This window comes from Desertivirga brevis (genome assembly GCF_017355835.1).
The window spans coordinates 47,117-73,584 of record NZ_JAFEWF010000006.1; the positions used below are offsets into that span (position 1 = coordinate 47,117).

Annotated in this window: 24 protein-coding genes; 11 read left to right on the plus strand and 13 right to left on the minus strand. The window is 39.7% G+C overall.

Annotated features, from left to right (window positions below):
* Positions 1–1,254: 1,254 nt before the first annotated feature.
* Genes J4N25_RS15420 through tgt form a run of 3 tightly spaced genes read right to left on the minus strand, consistent with a single transcriptional unit; the run spans position 1,255 to position 4,374 of the window.
* On the minus strand, positions 1,255–2,145 hold the full coding sequence (locus J4N25_RS15420; RefSeq protein WP_242695906.1) for a DMT family transporter: 891 nt from the start codon (positions 2,143–2,145) through the stop codon (positions 1,255–1,257).
* 2 nt (positions 2,146–2,147) lie between these two features.
* The gene (locus J4N25_RS15425) at positions 2,148–3,239 is read right to left on the minus strand and encodes an LptF/LptG family permease (protein WP_207422686.1); all 1,092 of its coding nucleotides are present in this window, start codon (positions 3,237–3,239) and stop codon (positions 2,148–2,150) included.
* Positions 3,240–3,243: 4 nt separating this feature from the next.
* Positions 3,244–4,374, minus strand: coding sequence for a tRNA guanosine(34) transglycosylase Tgt (gene tgt / locus J4N25_RS15430; RefSeq protein ID WP_207422687.1), 1,131 nt, complete (start codon positions 4,372–4,374; stop codon positions 3,244–3,246).
* 113 nt (positions 4,375–4,487) lie between these two features.
* On the opposite strand from tgt, the gene J4N25_RS15435 reads away from it, so the two are divergent.
* The 3 genes from J4N25_RS15435 to rsmG are packed head-to-tail and all read left to right on the plus strand — an operon-like array spanning position 4,488 to position 6,830.
* Positions 4,488–5,603, plus strand: coding sequence for a glycosyltransferase (locus J4N25_RS15435; protein ID WP_207422688.1), 1,116 nt, complete (start codon positions 4,488–4,490; stop codon positions 5,601–5,603).
* A complete protein-coding gene (locus J4N25_RS15440; protein ID WP_207422689.1) occupies positions 5,594–6,208 on the plus strand; it encodes an RNA polymerase sigma factor in 615 nt (204 codons plus the stop codon). Before J4N25_RS15435 ends, J4N25_RS15440 begins: the two co-directional genes overlap by 10 nt.
* On the plus strand, positions 6,198–6,830 hold the full coding sequence (rsmG, locus tag J4N25_RS15445) for a 16S rRNA (guanine(527)-N(7))-methyltransferase RsmG (RefSeq protein ID WP_207422690.1): 633 nt from the start codon (positions 6,198–6,200) through the stop codon (positions 6,828–6,830). The genes J4N25_RS15440 and rsmG overlap by 11 nt, the downstream gene beginning before the upstream one ends.
* A gap of 34 nt (positions 6,831–6,864) precedes the next feature.
* Here rsmG and J4N25_RS15450 read toward each other — a convergent pair whose 3' ends face one another.
* The gene (locus J4N25_RS15450) at positions 6,865–7,254 is read right to left on the minus strand and encodes a BlaI/MecI/CopY family transcriptional regulator (protein ID WP_207422691.1); all 390 of its coding nucleotides are present in this window, start codon (positions 7,252–7,254) and stop codon (positions 6,865–6,867) included.
* 115 nt (positions 7,255–7,369) lie between these two features.
* Here J4N25_RS15450 and dprA point away from each other — a divergent pair, with 115 nt between their 5' ends.
* Complete coding sequence (gene dprA / locus J4N25_RS15455; protein ID WP_207422692.1) at positions 7,370–8,464, plus strand: DNA-processing protein DprA; 1,095 nt, start codon at positions 7,370–7,372, stop codon at positions 8,462–8,464.
* 122 nt (positions 8,465–8,586) lie between these two features.
* Here the strand turns inward: dprA and J4N25_RS15460 are convergent, their stop codons facing one another.
* From J4N25_RS15460 to J4N25_RS15480, 5 genes are all read right to left on the minus strand, one after another.
* Positions 8,587–9,084 (minus strand): SixA phosphatase family protein, encoded by a 498-nt coding sequence (locus J4N25_RS15460; RefSeq protein ID WP_207422693.1) that lies wholly within the window; start codon positions 9,082–9,084, stop codon positions 8,587–8,589.
* Positions 9,085–9,151: 67 nt separating this feature from the next.
* Positions 9,152–9,754 carry an outer membrane beta-barrel protein gene (locus tag J4N25_RS15465; protein WP_207422694.1) on the minus strand — a complete coding sequence of 201 codons (603 nt, stop codon included), beginning with the start codon at positions 9,752–9,754 and terminating at the stop codon, positions 9,152–9,154.
* A 235-nt stretch (positions 9,755–9,989) separates the two neighbouring features.
* Positions 9,990–10,634 carry a porin family protein gene (locus tag J4N25_RS15470; protein WP_207422695.1) on the minus strand — a complete coding sequence of 215 codons (645 nt, stop codon included), beginning with the start codon at positions 10,632–10,634 and terminating at the stop codon, positions 9,990–9,992.
* A 69-nt stretch (positions 10,635–10,703) separates the two neighbouring features.
* Positions 10,704–11,660 carry a glycosyltransferase family 9 protein gene (locus J4N25_RS15475; RefSeq protein WP_207422696.1) on the minus strand — a complete coding sequence of 319 codons (957 nt, stop codon included), beginning with the start codon at positions 11,658–11,660 and terminating at the stop codon, positions 10,704–10,706.
* Positions 11,661–11,663: 3 nt separating this feature from the next.
* Complete coding sequence (locus J4N25_RS15480) at positions 11,664–13,340, minus strand: DNA polymerase/3'-5' exonuclease PolX (RefSeq protein ID WP_207422697.1); 1,677 nt, start codon at positions 13,338–13,340, stop codon at positions 11,664–11,666.
* A gap of 100 nt (positions 13,341–13,440) precedes the next feature.
* Between J4N25_RS15480 and J4N25_RS15485 the strand changes: the two genes are divergently transcribed.
* Entirely contained in the window at positions 13,441–14,517 is a 1,077-nt protein-coding gene (locus J4N25_RS15485; protein WP_207422698.1) for an AI-2E family transporter, read from the plus strand.
* A 61-nt stretch (positions 14,518–14,578) separates the two neighbouring features.
* Here J4N25_RS15485 and sppA read toward each other — a convergent pair whose 3' ends face one another.
* Positions 14,579–16,342 (minus strand): signal peptide peptidase SppA, encoded by a 1,764-nt coding sequence (gene sppA, locus J4N25_RS15490; protein WP_207422699.1) that lies wholly within the window; start codon positions 16,340–16,342, stop codon positions 14,579–14,581.
* Positions 16,343–16,429: 87 nt separating this feature from the next.
* Here sppA and folK point away from each other — a divergent pair, with 87 nt between their 5' ends.
* Both folK and J4N25_RS15500 read left to right on the plus strand, forming a co-directional pair.
* Positions 16,430–16,927 (plus strand): 2-amino-4-hydroxy-6-hydroxymethyldihydropteridine diphosphokinase, encoded by a 498-nt coding sequence (folK, locus tag J4N25_RS15495; RefSeq protein ID WP_207422700.1) that lies wholly within the window; start codon positions 16,430–16,432, stop codon positions 16,925–16,927.
* The gene (locus tag J4N25_RS15500; RefSeq protein WP_207422701.1) at positions 16,920–17,297 is read left to right on the plus strand and encodes an Hpt domain-containing protein; all 378 of its coding nucleotides are present in this window, start codon (positions 16,920–16,922) and stop codon (positions 17,295–17,297) included. Before folK ends, J4N25_RS15500 begins: the two co-directional genes overlap by 8 nt.
* A 79-nt stretch (positions 17,298–17,376) precedes the next feature.
* On the opposite strand, the gene pssA is transcribed toward J4N25_RS15500, so the two are convergent.
* Positions 17,377–18,099 (minus strand): CDP-diacylglycerol--serine O-phosphatidyltransferase, encoded by a 723-nt coding sequence (gene pssA / locus J4N25_RS15505; protein ID WP_207422702.1) that lies wholly within the window; start codon positions 18,097–18,099, stop codon positions 17,377–17,379.
* A gap of 86 nt (positions 18,100–18,185) precedes the next feature.
* Entirely contained in the window at positions 18,186–19,844 is a 1,659-nt protein-coding gene (gene rho, locus J4N25_RS15510) for a transcription termination factor Rho (RefSeq protein WP_207422703.1), read from the minus strand.
* 227 nt (positions 19,845–20,071) lie between these two features.
* Between rho and pyrF the strand changes: the two genes are divergently transcribed.
* From pyrF to J4N25_RS15525, 3 genes are all read left to right on the plus strand, one after another.
* Positions 20,072–20,911, plus strand: coding sequence for an orotidine-5'-phosphate decarboxylase (gene pyrF, locus J4N25_RS15515; RefSeq protein WP_207422704.1), 840 nt, complete (start codon positions 20,072–20,074; stop codon positions 20,909–20,911).
* Between the two features lie 441 nt (positions 20,912–21,352).
* The gene (locus J4N25_RS15520) at positions 21,353–22,633 is read left to right on the plus strand and encodes a DUF2851 family protein (protein ID WP_207422705.1); all 1,281 of its coding nucleotides are present in this window, start codon (positions 21,353–21,355) and stop codon (positions 22,631–22,633) included.
* A gap of 1 nt (position 22,634) precedes the next feature.
* Positions 22,635–22,856: a PspC family transcriptional regulator gene (locus J4N25_RS15525; protein ID WP_207422706.1), complete on the plus strand. Its 222-nt coding sequence runs from the start codon at positions 22,635–22,637 to the stop codon at positions 22,854–22,856.
* Here J4N25_RS15525 and J4N25_RS15530 read toward each other — a convergent pair.
* A complete protein-coding gene (locus J4N25_RS15530; protein WP_207422707.1) occupies positions 22,853–23,506 on the minus strand; it encodes an ankyrin repeat domain-containing protein in 654 nt (217 codons plus the stop codon). The two genes, J4N25_RS15525 and J4N25_RS15530, sit on opposite strands and share 4 nt — an antisense overlap.
* A gap of 123 nt (positions 23,507–23,629) precedes the next feature.
* Between J4N25_RS15530 and J4N25_RS15535 the strand changes: the two genes are divergently transcribed.
* Positions 23,630–26,437, plus strand: a complete 2,808-nt coding sequence (locus J4N25_RS15535) for an FtsK/SpoIIIE family DNA translocase (RefSeq protein WP_207422708.1) — start codon at positions 23,630–23,632, stop codon at positions 26,435–26,437.
* Positions 26,438–26,468 lie beyond the last annotated feature (31 nt).

A 26,468-nucleotide genomic window follows, 5' to 3' on the forward strand; every position in this document is an offset into this window, starting at 1 on the left:
TAGTTGAAGAAGGGTTTATTGAAATGAATGCTGTAAGTAGGCTGATTAATAATCTCTTATTTACCATTTATATAGGCGAATTAATGTTTTGCTAAATATATTAGTAATTCTTATTTCTCTTTGAAGTCTTTATCTAACTATTTACTTTTAATTATTATAGCTAATCTTATGATTTGTACCGAGTTAAAGTATTGTTTTAGGTGGCTTAAAGTAGAGTGTTGAGGATTTTTATCTCATAAACAGCTTCTTCTTTAGCGTATTCTAATATAAATACTAATTCTGTTACTTAATGTTTTTTCTGCTTCTTTTATTTGTTGAAATGTCTTTTGTTCTTAATTCTAAAGAATGTTTTGGTTGATATTATTAGCGACTAAATTTATCCAAGGAAAGCATATGTTGTTTGGGAAACGAAGTTGAATTAGTGGTAGTTTTTGTTAAAGTCATAGGCCCTAATTTAGGCTTTTAATAGTATATTTTTATTTGATTGTATGACTCTATTTTTGATGGAAACCTGACTTTTAGTCTGGCTTTTTTTATGTAAATGAAGGTTGTATTATGGTATTTTTATTCCTTTATATTACAACTTGTGCTTTCTTTTTTGAGCTGTAATTTAAGTAACGATTCGCGATTTTTGGTGCGTTAGATGGTCTTTACATCTCGAGATTTTGATATAGTTTTCCGTCTTATCATAGTGGTGTATCTCGTGTTATTTATTTGGAGAGTGATGATGCTTTTGGTTGCTTTTTCTTATCGTTTACTTATCTAATATTAGTTGGTATGTTCCTGAGATTTTCGGTCATTTAAGCGAACATTTATTCTGAGAGTAGTTGATTTTAGGCGATTTTATTTGTCTTGTATTTACTCTGATTCACTTCTAATAGTACTGTTTTTTTGTTTGTACCTCCGGCCTATACCAAGGATTTTTTGACTAACAGATCTAGGTCGTCTATTGCTGTATTTTGCTTCGCACTGCGCATTAGTTAGTTTGATATTTCCTACGGTCTAACGCCGTCATTAGTGTATGGCAAGTTATGGCTTTTGCAACTCCTTGAGCTTTCATGTCCCTTTTTATTTTTCGATATCTTAGTTGTTCAAAGCTAGATTAAATGGTAATGGAAAGGCCTATTTGAGATGATCAAATAGGCCTTTAGGACATGTAATATGTAGTGTAACTCTTTTCTTCCTTTCGTCTTTGGGAATTGCTTTTGTTAATCGAATAATAATGTTTTACGTTTCAGGATGGTTGAATGAACCTTATTTTCTCAATTGCTTTCTTAGGTATGGATACAGAAAGATGGAGCCTATTATTAGGACAGTACCTGCATAGAAACCAGTGCTCATTTGTTCCTTTTTACCGAAAATTAAAAACGCTATGATTATGCCATAGATAGGTTCGAGGTTTGTTATCAGTGCTACCCTGAAAGCTGACAGTTCTTTCATTACTGATACCCCTGCCACATAGGCAACTGCAGTACATAATATACCAAGAACGAGGAGGAAGAATAGGTCTTTTTCGTTTAAAAGCATTGAGCTATTGAAGCCTCCCGTAAATAGAAAATATAATGTAAGCCAGCACCATGCGCCAAAAAGTTCATAGAAACTTATAATAGCTGGTTGAATGGTTTTAACCTGCTTTGAGTTGATTATAGAAAATACGCTTGCAGAAAGGGCACTCGCCAATCCCGTTAGGATTCCTAACGTATATTGGTGTTCAAATTTGAATATCAGGTATATTCCCCCAATAATAAAACAGCCTATAAGTACCTCCAGTTTTGCTATTCTGGATCTGTTAATTAATGGTTCCAAAATGGATGTGAATAGTGTTATAGAAGAGAGGCTGACAAGCGTTACTGATACCGTTGATATCTTTATTGAATAGAAGAATAGGATCCAATGCCCACCCAGAATTAATCCGGTAAGAAACAGCTTTACGAAGCTACTTTGATCCACTTTTAATGATGTCCTTTTTATCCTAAACCAGATATAGATACTCAGGAAGGCAATGAGTACGCGGTACCACACCAGATAGGTTGCCGGTATTGAAATAAGAGCCCCCAGGATGCCCGTGAAACCCCATATAAAAACAGTAAAATGCAGCGTCAACAAACTCTTGTTGCGCTGCATTGCAGATCGTAAATATGTCATTATTATTTAGGCGCTTTAGCCAGAAGATAAAAGCCGAGGATGCCGAAAATAGTATTTGGAATGAATACGGCGATAATAGGAGGAAGTCCCCCTTTCAGGGAAAACATTGTTGAGAATTGTATAAAAAGGATATAAGCAAAGCTTAAAAAGATGCCGATACCTAGAGGTAATCCTATCCCTCCTCTAACCTTCCTTGACGATAAAGAGACACCCATCAGTGTAAGCACGAAGGAGGACAGCGGATATACGTAGCGCTTGTATTTCTCAAGCTGTAGAATCTCCATAATTCCCGTACCGCGGATTTTTTCCTGCTCAATCCTTGTGTTTAGCTGCTTCATATCCATAGCTTCATAGATATTGTCAAATAGTTCAAAGTCGACCGGCTTAACGTCAATATCTACCTGTTTTTTCTCGCCATATGTCATAGACTCCTTTAGGTCATTGATCTTACGCACAGAGTATGTTTCCAGGTGCCATTTTCTCTTTAAAGAGTCCCACACTATGCGCTCAGCCATTGTTTTCTCTACAAGAGAATCTCCTTTAAATTTTTCGAGAGAAAACTTGTAGCCTATTTTCTGATTGTTATCGAAGTTTTCAATGTAGATATAGGTATTCTTGTCAAGTTGCATGTGCGTATACATCTTGTTGTTTTCGCTCTTAGGATTGATGTACTTGTTCTCGAAGTCAATCTTTAGCTGGTTTGTTTCAGGGATGATAAAGAGATTAAAAACCAGTGTAATGAAGAATATGATAAAGGAAGATACGAAGTATGGCCAGAGGAAGCGGTTAAAGCTTACACCACCGCAAAGAATGGGAACTATCTCTGTTTGATCAGCCATTTTCGCGGTAAAAAAGATTACGGCGATAAAGTTAATAAGCGGAGAAAGGAAATTCAGGTAGAAGGGAATGAAGCCCGCATAGTACTGGAAGATGATCTTCGACAACGGAGCTTCGTGTTTCAAAAAATCATCAAGCTTTTCCGATACATCAAAAATCACTATCACCACAGAGAAAATAACCATGGTGAAAAAGAATGTACCTAAATACTTCCTGATAATATACCAGTCAATAAGCTTTATATATCTGTTCAGCATAACGTTATAGTCGCTGGGCAAGCTGCTTTACCATTTTGTTCTTCCATTCGTAGAACTCTCCAGTTATTATCTTTTCTCTCGCTTCTCCTACCAGCCAAAGATAAAAATGTAAGTTATGAAGCGTGGCAATCTGAGCCCCCAATATTTCTTTTGCTATCATCAAATGCCTCAAATAGGCTTTGGAATAGGTTAAATCGGAAAACAAGTCGCTATCTGCATCAATAGGAGAGAAGTCATTCTTCCATTTTTCATTCCGGATATTGATTATGCCCTGCTTTGTGAATAGCATACCATTCCTTGCATTACGGGTAGGCATAACGCAATCGAACATATCGATACCAAGGGCAATGTTCTCAAGGATATTAACAGGTGTACCTACTCCCATTAGGTAACGTGGCTTTTCGTGAGGAAGTATGTTACAAACAATTTCAGTCATTGCGTACATTTCCTCTGCGGGCTCCCCAACTGATAGTCCACCGATCGCATTTCCTTCGCGGTTGAAGGAGGCTATCACTTCCGCCGACTTCTCCCGCAGATCTTTGTATACCGATCCCTGAACAATTGGGAAAAGAGTTTGGGAGTAACCATACTTAGGCTCGGTAGCGTCGAACCTGTCGCAGCAACGCTGCAGCCAGCGGTGCGTCATATCTAATGACTTACTCGCATAGCGGTAATCGCATGGATAGGGAGTACATTCATCAAAGGCCATAATAATATCGGCCCCTATGATGCGCTGAATGTCCATAACGTTCTCAGGAGTGAATAGGTGCTTAGATCCGTCAACGTGCGATCTGAAAGTAACACCTTCTTCTTTAATTTTTCTAACTTCAGTTAAGGAATATACCTGATAGCCTCCGCTGTCTGTCAGGATCGGTTTGTCCCATCCGTTAAATTTATGAAGGCCTCCGGCTTGCTCTAGAGTGTTTAACCCGGGGCGAAGGTATAAATGATAAGTATTCCCTAAGATGATCTGTGCCTTTATATCTTCCTTAAGTTCCCTTTGATGCACTGCTTTTACAGAGCCAGCCGTACCAACAGGCATGAAAATAGGGGTTTTTATAGTACCGTGATCAGTAGTGATCTCTCCGGCTCTGGCTTTTGATAAATTATCGGTTGCCTGTAATTTAAATTTCATTTTAAGCTTGCAAAAATAGCAAAATAGCCTGGTCTTTAACTTCTAAAATATTTTGTATATGTAAAATGTTGTGTAAAAAACAGACCTTTGCACTTTCTTTAAATAGTTAAGCATTGGCTGATTATCTCTACTTTATAATTTTCGTTCTATTTCAAATTGCTTTCCTTGTTCAGCTTTATTTTTTGCTGGTTATACAGAAGCGCCTTGGCAATTACAAACGAACAGAGAAGCCTGATAGTACGCTTCCTGTTTCTGTAATTATTTGTGCCCGCAATGAGGAAAAGAATCTCAGAAACTATTTGCCTTTTGTATTGGAACAAGACTATCCCGATTTTGAGGTGGTTGTTGTAAACGACTGTTCGGTCGACGAGTCAGACCTGGTGTTGAGGGATTTCTCCCAGCAGTACAAGAATCTTAAAGTTGTGACAATTAATGAGCACACCCGATTTAAGCACGGTAAGAAATTCGCTGTTACTTTAGGTATAAAAGCTGCTTCCAATGAACATCTCATTTTTACCGATGCGGATTGCAAGCCTGCGTCTCCCAACTGGATAAGGAGGATGCAGGAGAATTTTGGTGGGGCAACGGAGATCGTTCTTGGCTTCTCACCTTATATGGTCAAGAAAGGCTTTTTAAATAAATTAATACGGTTTGAAACCTTTTTTACAGCACTTAATTACCTCTCTTTTTCTCTTGCCGGCAAGCCTTATATGGGAGTAGGCAGAAACCTCGCTTATACTAAGTCTTTATTCTTTAGAGGAAAAGGGTTCGCTTCTCACATGCATATTCCTTCCGGCGACGACGACTTGTTCGTCAATCAGAACGCCACTTCTCTGAACACTGTTATAGAAATAGATCTTGAAAGTCAAGTCTGGTCCGAGCCAAAAACCTCTTTTTCTTCCTATTTTACCCAGAAGATAAGACATATGGGAGCGGGTAAGGCTTACAAAGCAAGTCATAAGCGTATGCTTTCTTTTCAGGCAGGATCAGCATTAGCATTTTATTTGCTTCTGGGGATACTTGTACTGATAAATGCACAATGGTACGTAATACTTTCCTTCTTTTTAATTCGCTTTTTGGTGCAGATAATTATTTATACTCCTGTTTTTAAGCGTCTTAATTGTAAAGATTTGATTTGGTGGTTTCCGGCATTGGATTTGATTTATAATTTTTATATACTCGTCCTAAGCATAATTTCTTTATTTAAGAAGAAGATCAAATGGAAGTAAACCCGAACTTTTCGGCTAACGCGTTAAACGATTTCAATCTCGTAGGAAGGGCTAAAGAAGGCGATCAAAAAGCGTATGCCGAGCTAATGCAACGGTACAAAGATTCAATTTATTTCATGGCGTTGAAGATGGTGAACAACAAGGACGACGCGATGGATCTAACAGTTGAAACATTTGGGAAAGCCTTTGAGAATATTGAGAAATACAAGCCCGATTTCGCATTCAGTACCTGGCTATTCCGGATCGCCACCAACAACTGTATAGATTTCATAAGGAAGAAGAGGATTAATCTGGTGTCGATCAACTCCATGGTTGATGATGAAGGAGATGACAGGCCCCTACAGATAAAATCAGACACACTCAACCCGGAAGAGACCTCGATAAAAAAACAACAGCAAGAACAGCTAAAGATAATCGTAGATAAACTACCTTTGCGCTATAAGACTCTGATCATGTTGCGTTACTTCGATGAGCAGTCGTACGAGGAAATTGCACAGCAACTAGATCTACCTTTGGGAACAGTAAAAGCACAGTTATTCAGGGCAAGAGATCTTTTGTCAAACATTATTAACCGCAGGAAGAAAGCCCCAGGAAGTGACTTCTGATATTATTTTTAATTATTTCCCAAATTTAACTGACACACAGAAAGATCAGTTTAATAAGCTCGAAGAGCTATATACTTTCTGGAACTCCCAGATAAACGTTATTTCCCGTAAGGATATAGAAAGTCTGTACGTTCGGCATATCCTGCATTCCCTTGGAATAGCCAAAGTTATCGAATTCAAGCCAGGAGAAAAGGTTATGGATGTTGGTACAGGAGGCGGCTTCCCGGGTATTCCATTAGCCATTTTATTTCCGGAAACGTCTTTTCACCTTGTTGATTCTATTGGTAAAAAAATAAAGGTGGTTACTGAAGTTGCCAAAGCTTTGGGACTCGAAAATCTTAAAGCTTCTCATGCGCGAGCCGAACAGATCGATGAAAAGTATAATTTCATTGTTTCAAGAGCTGTTACGCAATTAAAGGACTTTTATCCCTGGATAAGAGGTAAGTTCGACAAAAAACCACTGAACAAATTGCCCAATGGTGTACTCTACCTTAAAGGAGGTGATCTGGAACAGGAGCTGAAAGAGTCTAAATTGAAAGATATCGAGCTGTACCCCTTGTCGAAGTACTTTAAAGAAGACTTTTTCGAAACGAAGTACGTCGTTTATCTGCCTGCTCAGTAACGTACTTAAAATGCCTGTTTTATCCTACTGTCAACTATCTCTTTTTTAGTTTCTCAACAAGTTGGGTTAATTCTTTGATCTCATCCTCACTGATCTCCTTCTCGTCGACTAGAAAGGACAGGAGGTGTTTGTAGGAATTATTGAAGTAATTGCTGAAGATCTTATCGAAAGCGAAAGTCTTATAATCCTTCTCTGCAATAAGTGGATAGTAAATGTGAGAACTTCCGTACACTTTATGATTTACAAAGCCTTTTGTCTCTAAAACACGTATCACTGTAGATACGGTGTTGTAGGCAGGTTTTGGTTCGGGCATCTCTTCTATAATATTTTTAACGATGCCTTCTTTTAGTCGCCATAGAATGCGCATTACCTGTTCTTCTGCTTTTGTAAGTTCTTTAATAGAATTTTTACTCTTATCTTTCATGCTGGAAATTAACCGAACTATAAAAGTAGTTCGAGTATATAAAGGTATAAACTATAGAAATAGTCCGCAAACTATTTCTATAGTTTATTTTGTGGATCTTTGTTTTTCAAACCTAATGTCTCTATTACAGCAAATCGCATTAACTCTAATTCCGGGGGTAGGATCTGTTAACTCTAAGCTATTATTAAAGCATTTTGGAAGTGTAGAAGAACTGTTCACAGCCAGCAAAGCGCAGCTAACTGCAATTCCCGGAATAGGCGAGAAGACGGCCCATAATATCTTCCAGAAGGAGTTTTTCAAGCGGGCCGAGAAAGAAATGGACTTTATTGAGCGGTACAAGATCAAAACATTCTTTATTACAGACGATGAATACCCTCAGCGATTGAAGAATTGTTATGATGCACCTGTTCTTCTCTACTATAAAGGAAATGCTGATTTGAATCATAGTAAGATCATCAGTATTGTTGGGACACGAAAGGCAACGTCTTATGGAAAAGAGCTGACGCAAAAGCTTGTTGAAGACCTGAAGAAGCATGATGTTGTGGTGACAAGCGGACTGGCACACGGGATTGACGCAGTTGCACATCGGGAATGTCTTAGAAATGAAGTGCCGACAGTAGGAGTAGTAGGGCATGGGTTGGATCGCATATATCCCGCTCAACATCGTAGCATGGCAGAAAAAATGGTAGCTTGTGGCGGGATACTGACAGAGTTCCTATCTGAAACCAATCCCGACCGGGAGAACTTTCCAAAGCGGAACAGGATTGTTGCGGGCATGGCAGATGCGACCATAATCGTGGAGGCAAGTGTGACCGGTGGAGCCCTAATCACTGCAGATCTTGCTAATTCCTATAACAGGGATGTTTTTGCCTATCCGGGGGATGTTAATCATGAATACTCGGCGGGCTGCAATCATTTGATTAAAACTAACAGGGCAAACTTGATAACAGGGATTAAAGATGTAGAGTACCTCTTGGGCTGGGTTGCAACGCAGGAAGCGGAAACGCCCAAGCAACTAAGTTTGAACCTGGCACTGGAGCCGGATGAAGATAAGATTGCCAGGATTCTTTTTGCAAAGAAGATGGCTGGAATAGATGAACTGTCACTAGATGCACAAATGCCGCAGAGCAAACTGGTAGTGGCCTTACTTGGTTTAGAGATGAAAGGGGTAGTAATAGGCCTTCCGGGTAAAATGTATAAGCTTGCTTGAAAAGGTAAAAGGCATACAACTCTTCAAAATGTTCCACGTTCTACGTAGAACATTCTCTTGAACTTCAATGATTTAATTTGTTGTAACTTCAGTGCTCTTTCATCTGCTTCTGCTTATCTTATTTAATCATCGCCACTTTTGGGAAAATCATATAGTAATTCCTTTCCGGTATCATAGCTGATCATAGCCCAGTCATCGAAGGGAAATTCAATGAGGATCAAACCGCAGGTAGGGATGTTCGAAATATAAGAGCCACTTAAACCTACAGCAAGATTGGTAATGCCCGGATTATGTCCGAAGAGAGCGATAAAGTCCTTAGTATTATCAAGCTGATTTACAATTTTGAGCAGGTCATTAGCACTGGCCTCATATATGCCCTCAATTTTCTCAATCTGTTCCTTGTCTATATTGAAGGTTTTTGCGAAGTATTTAGCAGTAGTATATGCTCGTTTAGCGGGACTGCTAACTAGATGTTCAGGAACAATATGCTTTTGCAAAAGCCTTTCAGCCATCTCCGGGGCGTTTTTATGCCCTCTATTGTTCAATGGCCTGTCGAAGTCAGAAAGCTTAGGGTCGTTCCAGTCAGATTTTGCGTGTCTTATAAGTAGTAGTTTCTTCATAAAATATTTAAGCAAAAAAATAGCCCGGAAGTTTCCCGGGCTGTAAGTTTATTAAAATTAAGTTTTGTTAGAATGCGAAACCGACAGAAATTGAGAAGACGCGATTCTTTATTTTTAATCCCTCAAGATCTTCTTCCGACTTTGCAATGTCTGCTAATCCGAGCCCGTAATTAACGTTAAATAAAAGGCCGTTATTCAATTCTATACCTCCAAGGAAGTTAAGACCGAAATCTCCTCTTTTGTATCCACTATCATCTCCAAAGAAGTCCGCCTCTTCTCCGTCTGCTTTAGCTTTTCCAGCTATACCTACAGCTGCATAAGGCCCAGCGCCAAGAAAAAGGTGGCCAAAACTTCCTGTAGGAAATTTTGCTACTGCATTTACAGGAATTTCCAAATACATTGCATTTGCTGTGCCACCTTCGTCTCCTTTTACCTTAAAACCTTTTCCTGATATACCTAAACCAGGTTGGATAGAAATCCTTTCGCTAACTCCTAAGTCCGCGAACCCAAAGAAATGGAATGACGTGTTTGAGGTCGGTGATAAACTCATGCCTTCTGCGCTCCATTCTTGGTTCGCAAAATTCACCCCCGCTTTAAGTCCAAACTTTGTTTGTGCGAATAGGCTTGAACCTGCAACCAGCATCATAGCTGTGAAAAATAGTTTTTTCATTTTTTAAAAGATATGTGATAATTAATTTAATTGTGAGCAATGTGGGAAACAAGACGGTTAGGCCTCGGAGAAGAAATTCCAAATTGAATCTCTAGATTTTGTTATTAAATTCATTGTGATAGGATTCTATTTCGGCTGCAAGTATACAAATTTATACCGATTCTGCATCCCCATTTGAATCGGGTAAGAAATAATTAAAATCCTGGTGTTCTGTTCCAATTAACACCACTAAAAATTATAGGAGAACACCTAGGGAAATTGAAAGTGCTCTATTTTTGGCAGTAAAGCCTGGTTGAACGGCATCACTTCTAAATGTATTAATCATGCCAAGTTCATATTCGATGTTTACTAAAAGGCCATTTTTTAGTTCAAATCCACCTAAAAAATTTAATCCCAAGTCAGGCCTATTATAAAGCCCTTTTTCATTAAACAAATTATTGTTACCATAAACGCCAACTTCAAACCCTTCTCCTTTAATTTTACCTGTTAGTCCATATGCTGTATATAAACCTCCCCCAGTATAAAATTTACCCAGCCTTCTAATGGGAAGCTTAATAACTGCATTAAGTGGAATTTCTAAATAGATAAGGTTTGTGGTGGCGTTTACAAATTCTATATGTTTTAGCCTGTTGCCTTTTCCTGTGATACTAAGCCCAGGTCGGATTGAAATATCCTCCAAAATTTTGATGTCTGCAAAGGCTTGCAAATTGAATGAAGTGTTCGACGATGGGATAATAGTTCGTTCCGGTCTAATTTTTTGTTTTGCAAAATTCACACCTGCCTTAAGTCCAAATTTAGCTTGCCCAAATAATGCTGTTCCTGAAATGGTAAATATTGTTGTGAAGCAAAGGCTTAGAATACTCGTCTTTAGGTTTATCATGATTTAATTGTGTAAGTTTTGGCTTCGCATTTGCGACTGCCAACCACTAATGTTGCGTATTTCTTGTTGTTATACCGACTCTGCAATCCCCTTCGAATCCTGTTCATTCATACATTTAAAATGCCCTAAAGGGCATTTCTTATATCCGATCTTCGAACACGGTCTGCACTTTAGACCTTTTACTTCAAAAATCTTCTGTTCATCTGTTTTGTACGGATACATTCCAAGTTCGGGAACAGTGTTGCCCCATACAGAGATAATGCGCTTGTTAAAGGCTGCTGCAATATGCATCAGTCCTGTATCATGAGTGATAACAGTCTCTGCTTCTCTGACTAAAAAAGCCGACTCATCCAAGGAGAATTTTCCACATCCATTAAATACATGAGAGCCACTTTCCCTGGCAATTTCTGCACCTTGCTCCATTTCATCTTTCCCGCCGAGAAGCACAAGTGGCTTGTCAATAAGACGACAAATTTCGACGATCTTGTGAATGGGAAGCCGTTTCGTGGCATGTTGAGCGCCGGTTACAAAAGCAACGTAGTTAATATGTGAAGGCGGAAGTAATTCTGCTACATTTCGTTCTTTTTCAAGAAAGTAGTCAAGTCCTTTACCATCATTTGTAACCCCAAGAGGAGCTGCAGCCTCAAGATAGCGGTCAACAATATGCTTATCTGGCATTTTGTTGATCTTAAAGTTGACCAGAAGCCACTTTTCAATATTCAGTTTGTTAAAGGCCGAAGAGCGGACACCAAGTTTAAACTTGAGAAGTCTTGTCCGAAGGTTATTGTGAAGATCAATGACGTAGTCAAAATTTTCTGCCTTTAATTCCTCCACGGTCTTAGCTAACGGCTTTTCCAGGAGGTGAAGTTTATCAATATAAGGATTGCTGCTTAATACAGCTTTGAAATTAGGCTTACTAAGAAAGTGGAGTTCACAACCAGGTAACTGCTGCTTAACGCAACGGATCACCGGTGTGGTAAGTACTATATCTCCAATGGAACTAAAGCGTATGATTAAAATCTTCAATTCTTAAATTCCTTTCTTTTGTTTGAAGTAAGATGATATCTCAGTTGAGTTCAAAGCATTTAAACAATCTGCAGCAGTAACACCTCCCTTTCGGGCTGCTAAAATACCGTATCGGGTGTCGTAGAACCCCTTCTTACTGTGCGCATCAGGATTTATCGAAAGTTTCACTCCTTTTTCAAGAGCGTATTGATGCCAGCGCCAGTCAAGGTCGAGCCGTAGAGGATTGGAATTTATTTCAATGATAACTCCGTTAGCAGCGCAAGCATCGATCACCTTTTTATAGTCAATCGGGTATCCGTTGCGCGTTAGTAACATCCTTCCGGTAGGGTGACCGAGTATAGTTGTAAATGGATTTTCAACAGCTTTAATCAGTCGGCTGGTTGCCTTTTCTTCGCTCATTTTAAATACGGAGTGAATAGATGCAACAACAAAATCGAAGCGGGCTAAAATCTCATCCGAGTAATCTAAGGAACCATCAAATAATATATCCGATTCAATGCCCTTAAAGATTTGGAAATTTTCAATTTTCGCATTAAGCTTGTCTATTTCTTCGTGCTGTGCTCGAACCCGTTCTTCGGTTAAGCCCTTAGCGTAGAAAGCAGATTTCGAGTGGTCTGATATACCCAAGTATTGCAGTTTGAGCTCATCCCTGCAAAAAAGAGCCATTTCCTCCAAAGTGTGCACTCCGTCGCTCCAGGTACTATGATTATGAAGACTGCCTTTAAGATCTTTCCACTCCACCAGTTCTGGCATTCTTCCTGCTGCAGCAAGGTTAAATTCAAATATACCTTCTCTTAGTTCAGGTTCAATATAAGGAAGACCAGCTTTAGCATACAATTGCTCCTCGGTGTCAAAACTTTTGTCACTTCCATCAAGACGGCTGAGCAATTCTGCATTATGTCCTTCAGTCCCTGTTAATAAAGCAAGGTTATAACTAAACGTATCAGGACTACAAAAATTAAATAGAACCTTTATTCCCGTCTCGTGCTCTGTTTCTAGCTTTTCAGGACTTTCTGCGAGGACTTTTAAACTAGAGATTTCCTCTATGGAGGAAATAATTCCAGAAGGATCTCCTGAGCCTATCAGAAAGTCAAGTCCATCAATAATTTCACATCTTCTACGGTAATCTCCCACAAAAGAAAGCTGATCAACTCCAGCAAGTCCGGTTACTTCTTTTATCAATAACTCAGCAACTTCTTCCACCTGGGCGTACAAGTATCTGCCATTACTCGCTACCTTAAACTCGATTGCCTTCCTGATCTCTTCTTGCGTTTTTAATCCAAAGCCTTTAGCTTCTATAAGGCGATTTTCATTACAGGCATAGTAAAGCTCACCGATACTCTCAATTCCAAGTTCTTTCCAGATCACAAGAACTTTCTTCGGCCCAACACCCTTAATGCCCATTATCTCAACCACACCTGCAGGCGTTTCATTGATTAAATCGGCCATCTCCTGGATAGTTCCAGTTTGAAGTAATTCGATTACTTTGGAGGCTGTGCTTTTTCCTAAACCATCAATCTTCTCAATTTCTTCAGGACTCTTCTTTGCTATAGAGAAGGGAAGTTTATCTACTTTGAAAGCAGCCGTAGCCAGCGATTTTACCTTAAATGGATTTTCTTCATGAAGTTCCATTAGTTGACTAAACAATCTCAGGGTTCTCGCTATGGTTTTATTTTCCATCGGTTCAAAAATACATATATCCCTCAATGTCCGCTTAAAAACATCTCATCTTCTTTTAGTGTTCTCTGAAGAATTCACACTTGTATAAAAAATCTAAAGCATGTTAAACAAAGCGGTTAAAGTTCTTCTCTTATTCTCTTTAATTTTTGCGGGACTATATTATGCAAAACCGTTTTTGTTCCCTTTTACCCTGGCCGCTATAATTGCCATGCTGTTGTTACCACTGTGCAAGCGTATCGAGGGGAAGGGCTTTAGCCGACCAGTTTCAGCCATCTTCGGCCTTTTAGTTTTAGCCGGTGTCCTCGCCGGAATTGTTGCTTTATTGATCTGGCAGATGTCGGATATTGCAAAGGACTTTTCCGAAATGCAAGGGAAGGTTTCTGATATGATCCACCAGGTTCAGCGTTTTATTCAGGCTAAACTAGGCATAACGGCGCAGGAGCAGAAGAAGCTGTTGCAGTCGTCGGGATCCTCAGGAGGAAGTATGAGCAAAGTGGTTTCTAATACTCTTGGCTTCGCTGTTGACTTTATTCTGGTTGTAGTTTACATTTTCATATTTCTTATTTCAAGGAGCCATTTAAAGAAGTTCCTGCTTAAAATTGTTCCCGATGACAAGAGGTTGATGGCGGAGAAAGTAGTATTTGATACTACTCTTGTTTCTTACAAGTATCTTTCAGGATTAACCATGATGATCATTATGTTATGGATCCTCTATGGTATTGGCTTTTCCATCGCGGGAATTAAGAACGCAATATTCTTTGCTATTTTATGTGGTATCCTTGAAATTATACCTTTTGTTGGCAATCTAACAGGTACGGCCTTGACTGTATTGATGGCTTTAACTCAAGGCGGCGGAGCTGGACTAGTAGTGGGGGTTATCATCACTTATTTTGTTGTTCAATTTGTTCAAAGCTATATTATAGAGCCTTTAGTGGTGGGAGCTGAAGTTAATATTAATCCGCTTTTCACAATAATAGCCTTGGTACTAGGAGAATTAGTTTGGGGAATTGCTGGCCTCGTAGTGGCCATACCTTTGTTGGGCATGCTTAAAATAGTATGTGATAATATAGAGGAATTGAAACCTTATGGGTATTTGATAGGAGAGGAAAAGAAGAAGCAATCGGGAAGTCAACCCTGGATGGAAAAGGTTAAAAAGATATTCAGTAAGAAAGGATGAGAAAGCGAAGCAGTAAGGAAAATAGAAAGCCCGGCAGTGGTTGCCGGGCTTGTAATGCAATTTATTTAAGGCTGATATCAAATGGCATTCTCGCTTGAATACCCTTTAGGTTTATCGTGGCCTTCAATTTCTCGTAATATTCGTATTGTTCTCCAAGTTCTTTTTTTGCGAAGTATACTCGCAGCTTATCCTCCGACTTGTCAAACAAAGCACTCAGACCATCTTTTTGAACTGGATACGATACAATTCTGTAATCAGTTATCTTGGCCATTTTAGCTGCAGATCGTACAGCGTCATCGATATTGCCAAGTTTGTCTACCAAGCCGATCTTTAGCGCCTCCGAGCCGCTCCACACACGTCCCTGTCCAATCTCGTTTACATACTGCTGTGTTTTCTTTCTACCTTCTGCAACGCGTTTTGTGAAGGAATCGTAAATGCGGTTCACTTCGTTTTGAATGATCAATTTCTCTTCCGGAGTAAGTGGTCTGGTAACAGTTCCAAGATCTGCATGTGTTCCAGTTTTAACTCCGTCGAAGGTAATTCCGAGCTTATCGTTGAAGAAGTTCTGCATGTTCGGAATAATTCCGAATACGCCTATAGAGCCTGTAATAGTATTTGGCTGTGCGAAAATTGAATCTGCTGCACAGGAGATATAGTATCCTCCAGAAGCTGCAAGGTCTCCCATTGAAACAACCACAGGCTTAACCTTCTTGGTTAAAACCACTTCCCTCCATATTACGTCGGAAGCAAGAGCGCTTCCTCCAGGGGAATTAACACGTAAAACAAGGGCTTTTACTTTATCGTCCATTCTGGCTTTACGAATAGCCTTGGAAATTTTTTCAGAACCAATGGTTTCGTCGTTTCCTTCTCCGCCTGTAATTTCTCCCGAGGCGTATACTACTGCAATCCTGGTACTAAAATCACCCTCTTCACCAGTATCATTTTTAATATAATCGGTCAGCGTCACAGATTTTACCTCTTCATCTTTCTCTATTCCGCTCCTTGATTTCAGCTCGTCAAGTACCTCGTCTTTATAGCGCAAAGCATCCACCAGTTTGAAGGCTACAGCATCCTTAGGACTTCTTACTTTTAGTTGATCAGCCATTGCAAATAGAGAATCCTTTTGAATTTTCCTTGCTGTTGCTATTGAACTTAAATAATGATCATACAATGAACCCAGGAAGGAAGTTACCTGCTGTCTGTTGGGCTCGCTCATACGATCAAGTATAAATGGCTCAACGGCGCTTTTATAAGTTCCAACCTTAATGATTTGCGGCTCTATTCCGAGCTTCTCCAAAGATCCCTTAAAGAACATCAACTGAGAACTGAAACCGGTGAATTCTACAATTCCCTCAGGATTCAGATAAACTTTATCGGCTGCTGAAGCCAGGTAGTAAGTGTTCTTTGTGTAAACTTCGCTGTACGCCAGAATGAACTTTTTTGATTTTTTGAAATCCAAAAGCTCGTTCCTTATTTCCTCTACAGTTGCATATCCTGCCTGCAGACTGCTCAGGTCAAGGTAAATACCTTTAATGTTATCATCAGTTTTAGCTCTTCTGATTGCAGCTAAAATATCATTTAATCCTACACTTTTACTTCTTCCAAAAGCATTGATATCAAGTTTGCTAAATGGGTCATCATGGCCGCGTTCAACGATCGGATAATCCAAAGGAATATGTAAAACTGAGTTGGCCTTAACCTCAACGTCCTCATCAGCCTGAGAGGCGACAGCAATGACAACTAAAATGAGGATAAGTAATATGGCAAAGAAGGAAAACAGCACTCCAACCATAGAGGCAAATGCCATTTTGAAAAAACTTTTCATCCGCGCTGAACTTATTTATTTGTGCAAGTATACGTTAGATATAGATATCTTTGAAACGTTACAACATATATAAGAGATATAAGGTTTATGCAGGAAGTTTATTTATTGCTGGGAAGCAACATAGGAGATCGCGAACAATTCCTGCATCAGGCTACCCTTCTTCTAACGCAAGAGATAGGAGCAATAACGAAGAAATCTTCATTATACGAAACAGCGCCATGGGGATTAGAGGAGCAACCTGAATATCTTAATCAAGTATTAGTTTTAGTAACAAAGCTTCAAGCCAGGGAGGTTTTGAAAGCAGCTCTGGATATAGAGAAAATCCTTGGAAGGGAAAGAATTGAGAGATGGGGATCAAGGGTAATAGATATTGATATCTTGTTCTATTCGGATGAAGTTATTGACGAGGCGGATCTAAAAGTTCCTCATCCTTACTTTCATTTAAGAAGGTTTGCAGTAGAACCAATGTTAGAGGTACAACCTGACTTTATTCATCCTGTATTAAAAAAATCAATAAAATCTCTAGCTTTGGAACTTAGTGACCAACTGTACGTACAAAAAATAAATTTTAATAATAATGGCTGAAGGAAATAATAAGGGTTTTGAGATCGACATGACCTATCTGAGCGATATCGCGGGAGGTAGCGAAGAATTCATGATAGAAATGATCGATATTTTCATTGAGCAAACCCCTCTTTACTTTGATCAATTGTCTGAAGCTGTTGCCAACCAGGACTGGAAATCGGTAGGAGATGTAGCGCACAAAATCAAGCCTACACTTGCTTTTATGGGCATCGAAGAAGCAAAGGACATTATGGCTGATATCGAGCGCAAAGCTCGTACTGAAGATAATGTTTCTGAAATTCCCGGAATGTTTGCAGATATAAACGCAAGATGTGAAGATCTGTATGATAATCTGAACAAGATCAAGAGAGAATTAGAGGCGAAACTGTAATCGCCTCTATTCTTTTGATAATATTCTACGCCTCCTTTTATTAATTTGATCAATAGGAGATTCCCCTTCATCCGAAGCTTTACCTGATTATCCTGAATTGTACGATTGATAATACTATATAAAGTAGTATAATGATCGGTACTGCGGCGAATTTAAATATCAGGATAGCCAGGATTGATGCCAGGACCAGGACATAACGCAGCATATTCTCCTTATAATTCAGGTTCTTGAATTTAAGGGAAATAAGTGGAAGTTCCATAACCAGGGAAAGGCTCATCCCCAAGCTGAAAATAAAAAGGAAAAAAGGGTTTAAAATATAGGCCTTCCAAAAAGGACTTGAATGAGCAATAATCAAGGGTAACGAACCGATAAGCATAGCATTTGCCGGAGTCGGTAAGCCTATAAAGTTCTCACTTTGTCTTTCGTCTACATTAAATTTTGCAAGTCGCAGAGCCGAGAAAATAGCAATTAGAAAGGCGGAGTAGCCGATGTAATTGCTTACGCCTTCAATTTGTTCTCCCTTCAAAAATAGATGATAAACGATAACTGACGGTAACACCCCAAAACTTACCATATCAGCCAGAGAATCGAGTTCTTTTCCAATATCCGAATATGCCTTCAAAAAACGAGCGACTGCTCCGTCCAGGAAGTCGAAAACCGCCGCCGCCAAAATCGCATATGCTGCATAAATCAAGTTTTCATATCCTTTAACAATTAGTGAAGAGTTAAAGGCGAAAACAATTCCCAAACAGCCACTCAGCAGGTTCAAACATGTTATGGCATTAGGTATATGTTTTTTCATGTGTGGAGCATAATCATACACAACAAAAGATAAGGGTACAATTTTTAACACTGTACCCTTATCTTTTGTTGCTATATCTAGCCTTATTAACTATTCATTGAAACTAAGAACTCTTCATTGCTCTTTGTACCTCTCATCTGTCCTAACAAGAACTCCATTGCTTCCTGAGAATTCATGTCAGCAAGGTGATTTCTTAGGATCCAAATTCTTTGAAGCGTTTCTCTGTCATGAAGAAGATCATCACGACGGGTACTGGAAGCTGTAAGGTCAATAGCAGGGAATATACGTTTGTTAGATAATTTTCTATCCAACTGAAGTTCCATGTTGCCAGTTCCTTTGAACTCTTCGAAGATAACCTCGTCCATCTTAGAGCCTGTATCAATAAGAGCTGTTGCCAGAATAGTTAAAGAACCTCCATCCTCTATATTTCTTGCTGCTCCGAAGAAACGTTTCGGCTTATGTAGTGCATTTGCATCAACACCACCAGACAGGATCTTTCCAGAAGCAGGAGCCACAGTATTGTACGCACGAGCCAAACGAGTGATGGAGTCAAGAAGGATAACAACGTCATGACCACATTCTACCATGCGTTTTGCTTTCTCCAGAACGATATTGGCAATTTTTACGTGACGTTCTGCTGGCTCATCAAATGTAGATGAAACTACCTCTGCCCTTACGCTCCTTGCCATATCAGTCACCTCTTCAGGTCTTTCGTCAATCAGCAATATAATAAGATATACTTCCGGATGATTTTTTGCTATTGCGTTAGCAACATCCTTTAGTAACATTGTTTTACCTGTTTTAGGCTGAGCTACGATCAATCCACGCTGACCTTTACCAATTGGTGTGAACAAGTCCATTATCCGGGTTGATTGATTACCAGTGTCGGCATACAGGTTCAGACGTTCGGTAGGGAATAGCGGAGTTAAGTAGTCAAAAGGCACGCGGTCTCTAACCTCAGCCGGTACACGTCCGTTAATGGCTTCAACCCTTACCAATGGGAAATACTTTTCACCTTCTTTAGGAGGGCGAATGCTTCCTCTTACGGTATCTCCTGTTTTCAGACCAAATAATTTGATCTGTGACTGGGAAACATAAATATCATCCGGAGATGTAAGATAATTGTAGTCAGATGATCTAAGGAAACCATAACCATCAGGCATGATCTCAAGAACCCCTTCATTAACAATTACATTATCGAAATCAAGGTTTGTTGCAGGAGGTTGAGGAGCAGAAGATTGTGAAGAAGAACTGTAGTCAGAACTACGGTTCTCTCTTTCCTGACTGCGTGGATAACCATTATTCACGCTTCCATTAGCAGCAGGAGTTACTACTCTTCTTTCTATCCTTACACGTTCCCTTACCGGAGGCGCTTCTTGCTTAACTTCTTCAGCTGCTGGTTCTTCAACCACTTCTGCGGCAGCAGGAGCTTCCTCTGCAGGAGCATCAAATAATGTATTTTCTGTTTTACTTTCGCCGGGTGCTGATGCAACGGCTTCTACCTTCGGTTTAACTGAACGGGCGCGTTTTTTAGGCTTAGCTTCTTCTTCTTCAGGAGCTGATGTTTCAGCAGGTGAACTTTCAGGAGAGTCCTCACGTGCAGCAGCAATAAGCTGTTGTTGTTCTTTAATTTTGGTAATTAGTTCTGCTTTGCGTAATGAATCGGCATCCGCAATACCATAGGTTTTTGCAATCTCACGAAGCTCAGAAACAAGCTTATCGTTCAATTCAATAATTTCTCCCATTTATTTGAAATATTATTTTGGATTTTTTATCAGTAAGAATTTATCAGCATCCCAAGGGAAAAGAACTCGCAAAATGATTAAACGAAATTTCCAGTGATTTTTCCCTTCCGGATTGGAAGATAAAATTGAGATAACGCTACAATTCTACTGTATTAATTTGATAATAACAAAATTTAAAAAAAGTTTTTATCCGCGTAAAGGTTTTTCATTTACTTTGATCTGAAATTATGAAACGACAAGAGCTTATAGACCAAATCAGAGAAAAACAATCCTTTCTGTGTGTGGGGTTAGATACTGATATAAACAAAGTCCCCAAACATTTGCTTGAATTTGAAGATCCGGTATTTGAATTTAACCGGCGGATCATAGATGTAACGAAAGATCTTTGTGTTTCTTATAAAATCAACACGGCTTTTTATGAAAGTCGTGGCATTAAAGGTTGGGAGAGTCTAATTAAAACCTGGCAGTATCTTCCCAAAGATACCTTCAGCATAGCCGATGCCAAACGCGGTGATATCGGTAATACTTCTGAAATGTATGCGCAAGCATTTTTCAACGAACAATCATCGGGCATGAGCTTTGACTCAATCACAGTGGCACCCTATATGGGCTCTGATTCGGTAATGCCATTCCTCAATTTTGATGATAAGTGGGTTATCCTTTTAGCACTGACCTCTAATAGTGGAAGTGCAGATTTTCAAAACCTGACAGATACTGAAGATGTACAACTTTTTGAAAAAGTTATACAAACGGCCAACCAATGGGCTGGAGCTGATAAATTAATGTATGTGGTAGGAGCAACACGTGGAGAAAAATTTCTTGAAATCCGGAAGCATGCTCCTGATAATTTTCTGCTTGTTCCTGGCGTGGGAGCGCAGGGGGGAAGCTTACAGGAAGTTTGCAAATATGGAATGAACAAAGATTGTGGCTTGCTTGTGAATTCTTCGCGAGCTATTATATATGCCTCATCTGGAGAGGACTTTGCTGAGGTTGCAAGGGCAGAAGCACAGAAAGTGCAAGCGGAGATGGCTGAGGCCTTGAAAAAAAGCCCTATCTTCAATTTTTAATTAGTTCCAAAATTACTACTCATAGCTTTACGGGATAAGGTTTTCTATGAGCCTGCATCCAGACAATAGTAAGTCTATACTGGGTCTATACTTTTGATGTTACTTACGGACTCAGTATGGACTCATTATAGACACACTATAGACTCGTCTTAGCCTTGTCCCTTTTAAGTTCTTAGGCCACGAGACCAATTTTTCCTTCCTTTTTTCTCTCCTCAAGCTGCTGATTTTTCTTGAAAGTCTATTTGTTTTATTGAGGTAAGTTATTGTTTTTTAACGGCCTCAATGAGATCGCTTCGCTAAGTTTTAAAGGCCAAGAAGAACCTCCAAGCTACTTTCATCCTCCGTTTGTGGGTTTCTACTTATGGAGCTTTTTTCTTATTTCGGCCTTTTAAATTAAAAAATTTTCAGATAGTTTTACTGAGAATTAACCCTAAACTAGTCATGGCCTTTAATGAAGATTTTCTCCATTTTCTCTGGAAATACAGGCTCTTTTCTCAGCGTAATCTACAACTAACAACAGGACAAGAAATTGAAATCCTGGCAACGGGGGTTCATAACAAAAATTCAGGAGCCGACTTTGAAAATGCAAAGATACGGACAGGAAAAACAACCTGGGTTGGAAATGTAGAGATCCATTTACGATCGTCGGATTGGGATAAACATAACCATACAGGAGATAAAGCTTATAACAATGTTATACTACATGTAGTATATGAGGATGATAAGCCGGTATTTCGCAACGACGGAAGCCGCATTCTCACTCTTGAGCTTAGAGATCTTATTTCACCAGGACTTCAAACCAGGTATAAAGATTTGATGGAAAACCTTTCCTGGATTCCATGTGAGCAGTTATTCTCCAACGTTGCAGAGATCCACGTTGAAAACTGGTTGTTGCGGGTTTCTGTTGAAAGGCTTGAAGAGAAGATGGAATCAGTTTTGTCAATATTAAAAGAGAACCGCGGAAATTGGGATGACACCTTCTACATTCTGCTAGCCAGAAATTTTGGATTCAAAACTAATGCTCTGCCATTCGAACTCCTTGCTAAATCACTGCCGCAGCAAATTCTGTCGAAACATAAGAATAGCTCTTTTCAGATAGAGGCCCTTGTCTTTGGACAATCCGGCTTTCTTGAACATGCAGAGGACACCTATTCCAAAATGCTAAAACTTGAATACCATTTCCTACAGAAGAAATTTAAGCTGAAGCCAATAGATCAGCATTTATGGAAATTCCTGCGACTTCGTCCACAAAATTTTCCAACCCTAAGATTAGCCCAATTTGCAGCCTTAATTGTAAAGTCAAATCATCTTTTTTCTAAGGTTCTAGAGGTAAAAGAAACGAAGGAAGCCGTAAAGCTGTTCAGGGAGCTTCCGGTTAACGAATACTGGAGAACACATTATCGATTTGGGAAAAAGGTAGAAAAAGTTGCTTTTCATCTGGGAGACGAGGCTATTTACAATATTATATTAAACTCTGTCGCTATCACGCTGTTCGCTTATGGAAGGCATATAGGAAATGCGCAGATCGCCGACAGAGCAATAAGTTTATTAGAAAGTATTCCCGCCGAAACAAATCACGTGGTTGCAAGGTTTAAGAAGATAGGTGTGCTACCTATGAACGCGCTTAGGTCACAAGGATTATTGCAGTTGAAGAAATACTATTGCGATCAAAAAAAATGTTTAAATTGTGCAGTTGGAGCAAAAATCTTAAAGGTAACCTGATATGATACAGCGTATTCTGGAATATTTTGAAAGAAGATCCTTTGGCGTTTCCACTTATTTGGGACAACGTTTCAATATGTCTATCTCTAAAATCAGGCTTTTTTTCATCTACTCGTCTTTCCTGGCGGTAGGATTTCCCTTGATATTTTATTTTCTTGCAGCATTTGTTCTCGGTATCAGGACGTACATGAAGCGTATCCGCACCAGGATATGGGATTTCTAATTACTTAGGATCCTTGCAATTGCTACATGGCCGTTTGCAGCAGCCACTTCCGATGCCGTTTTTCCTCCACCTGTTTTTGCTGTAACATCTGCCCCAGCCTCAAGCAGCAGGATCAGGATTTCTATATTTCCGTAGTGGGCGGCCGAATGAAGTGGTGTTACTCCCGATGATTGAGCCACATTAACCTCAGCTCCGGCTTCCAGCAATATTTTAGTAATGTCTGCATTGTTAGCAGCTACTGATGAGTTAATTGGATAAACATTATACCCATTGCGTGAGGGAATATTGGGTTCTGCACCTTTTAATAATAGATATCTTGCTACCTCTTCGTTCCCAAAGTAACATGCTAGTCCGAGCGGTGTAAACCCGTCATCAGAAAATGTATTTATAAGATCAGGGCGGTAATAAATGATATTTGCTACACTGTCAAATTTTCCAACAGCCGAAGCTTCATAAATAGTAAGATCTTTAATGTAGGTTAATAGAAGAGCAGAAATCTTAGGTCTTTTACAATAGCAGGATAACATTAAAGGAGAGGCATTGAAACTGGTTTTAGCTGTTGCCAAATGAGGATAGGTTCTTAGCAGATCGTTTAATGCGTCGGTGTTTCCAGCCCGTATATATTCTTCAATTAGCTCTATATAACTCATCTAAAGCAATAATAGTAAAAAGCAAAAAGGTTTTACAAGTAAATTTGTAGCTTTAATAAAAATCTAATTCAGGTACGAAATATAATAGCCTTATATTTGTCTGTTCAAACCCGTCTATAATTCATGCCGGTAAAAGGAAATCAGTTTCGGTCAAACAGTTTTAGAGATGAGCAGGGAGCGGCTAAACCGTCATTCCGCGAGCGCGTCGTTAAAGAGAGAGAGAGAGAGAGAGTAAAGGAGAGGAAAGACGTCTTGCCTTCAATAAATATTGATTATGGCAGGCTCTACAAGATTACAGGTTTGTTTTTCCTGATAATGTCGCTCTATTTTCTTGTTGCATTTACCTCGTATTTATTTACCTGGGAGGATGATCAAAGCTTTGTTATTGATGCTAACGGAGGTTGGAACAATCTAATGAAGCCAGTAGAGGAGCTTGAAAGGGCTGGGGTAGTTAATCCGCAGGTTGAGAACTGGCTCGGGAAGTTCGGTGCTTTACTGTCTCACCAATTTATTTATGAATGGTTTGGGGTTGCTTCTTTCGTATTTATCGGGGTCTTTTTTATCATTGGCTACCGTCTTCTTTTTAAAGTAAGGCTAGCCTCGGTCTCTAAAACTCTTGGTTATTCCTTCTTTTTACTAATTTTCATTTCCTTAAGTCTGGCCTTCTTTCACGGATTCCTCTCCGAATATCCACATTTTCTTGAAGGGGAGTTTGGTTTCTGGTCAAACCGTCTGTTACAAGCCCAGATCGGCAATACAGGAACTTTAGGTATTTTGGCCTTCGCAGGACTTTCTGCCCTCATCATAGCTTATAACATTGACTTTAAAATTCCTAAAAGAGAGAAAAAGGCAGTGCAAACTGTTATTCCTTTCGGCGAAGAGGATGACCTGGAAGATAATGGGGATGAGCATGATATTGAGAACGAAGATGATTTCAGGACTTCACCTGTAGAATTTCCGGTAAAAGGAAACCGTATCCTTCATCAGGAGCCGCAGGTGGAGGATCTGCAGCGGCCTTTGAATAGAGAACCATTGCGCCAGGAAAGGATTGCTCCTCCAATTGTATTAGAGCCAGAGAAAGAGCCTGAATATAGTGTTCCAAAGCCTCCAGTATTTGAAACAGTAATAGGGGCAGGAACAGCTTCTGTTATTGGAGCGAGTGGTGCTGCCGTTCCGCCAGTTGCTTTTAATTTACCAAAGGAATCGACTAGGGATCTCGAAGTCAATGAAATTCCCGAAGAAGAGCTGCCTGTCTACGAACAGGAACTCAGTTTTGAGAAACCTGTTGAAGCACCTGTAATTCCCGATAAAGAAACCGAATTAGTTCTTGAAACTATTGTTCCTGATGAGGAACCTGAGCTCGAGATTGCGACAGTAACTGAAGAACCTACAGCGAAGAGTTTAGTAGAGCAATTCGGACAGTATGACCCGAAATTAGATTTATCGTCATACAAATACCCTAATCTGGATCTGTTAGAGAACTACGGAACTAATAAGATCAATGTAAATGCCGAAGAACTTGAAGCCAATAAAAATAAGATCGTTGAAACGCTGAATCATTACAATATCGAAATTGATAAGATCAAAGCAACAATAGGTCCTACGGTTACTCTATATGAAATCGTTCCCGCTCCTGGCGTTCGTATTTCCAAAATTAAGAACCTTGAGGACGATATTGCTTTGAGTCTAGCGGCTTTAGGAATTCGTATCATTGCGCCAATGCCTGGTAAAGGTACTATTGGTATCGAGGTTCCAAACTCTCATCCTGAAATGGTGGCAATGAGATCTGTACTGGCTACAGACAAGTTCCAGAATGCAGCGATGGATCTTCCGCTTGCTTTAGGGAAAACGATCTCTAATGAAGTCTTTGTAGCCGATCTGGCAAAAATGCCTCACTTACTTGTAGCTGGAGCTACGGGACAGGGAAAGTCGGTTGGTATTAACTCTATCCTTGTATCCCTGCTTTATAAAAAGCACCCTTCTGAATTGAAGTTCGTATTGGTGGATCCGAAGAAAGTAGAGCTGACTTTGTTCAGGAACATCGAGAGGCATTTCCTTGCCAAGCTTCCCGGAGAAGAGGATGCAATTATTACCGATACCAAGAAGGTAATTAATACACTTAATTCCCTTTGTATTGAAATGGATCAGCGATATGATCTGTTGAAAAATGGGCAGGTTAGGAATTTAAAGGAGTATAATAACAAATTTATCAACCGCCGATTAAACCCTGAGGAGGGTCACAGGTTCTTACCATTTATAGTGCTGGTAGTTGACGAGTTTGCAGATTTGATGATGACAGCGGGTAAAGAGGTAGAAACCCCTATTGCGCGCTTAGCTCAGTTAGCACGGGCAGTGGGTATTCACCTTGTGATCGCTACTCAACGTCCTTCTGTAAATATCATCACAGGAACAATCAAGGCGAACTTCCCTGCAAGGCTGGCCTTTCGCGTTCTTTCGAAGATTGACTCAAGAACCATCCTCGACAGCGGTGGTGCAGATCAACTGATAGGTAGAGGAGATATGCTGTTCTCTACAGGTAATGATCTGATACGTTTGCAATGTGCCTTTGTCGATACTCCTGAAGTTGAGCGTATCTCTGAATATATAGGAGGCCAGAGAGGATACTCATCTGCCTGGATGTTGCCAGAGTATGTGGATGAGAATGGCGAGGGTGGAAGCGTTAAGGATTTTGATCCAAGCGATCGCGATCCATTGTTTGAAGATGCTGCAAGATTGATCGTGATGCATCAGCAGGGCTCTACGTCCCTAATTCAGCGTAAGCTTAAATTAGGGTATAACCGGGCAGGCAGGCTGATTGATCAGCTGGAAGCTGCAGGAGTAGTAGGTCCGTTCGAAGGCAGTAAAGCTCGGGAAGTTCTTATTCCCGATGATTACGCGTTAGAACAGTTTTTTGATAATTTGAATAATTAAAACACTCATTAATAATATACACACATAGAAA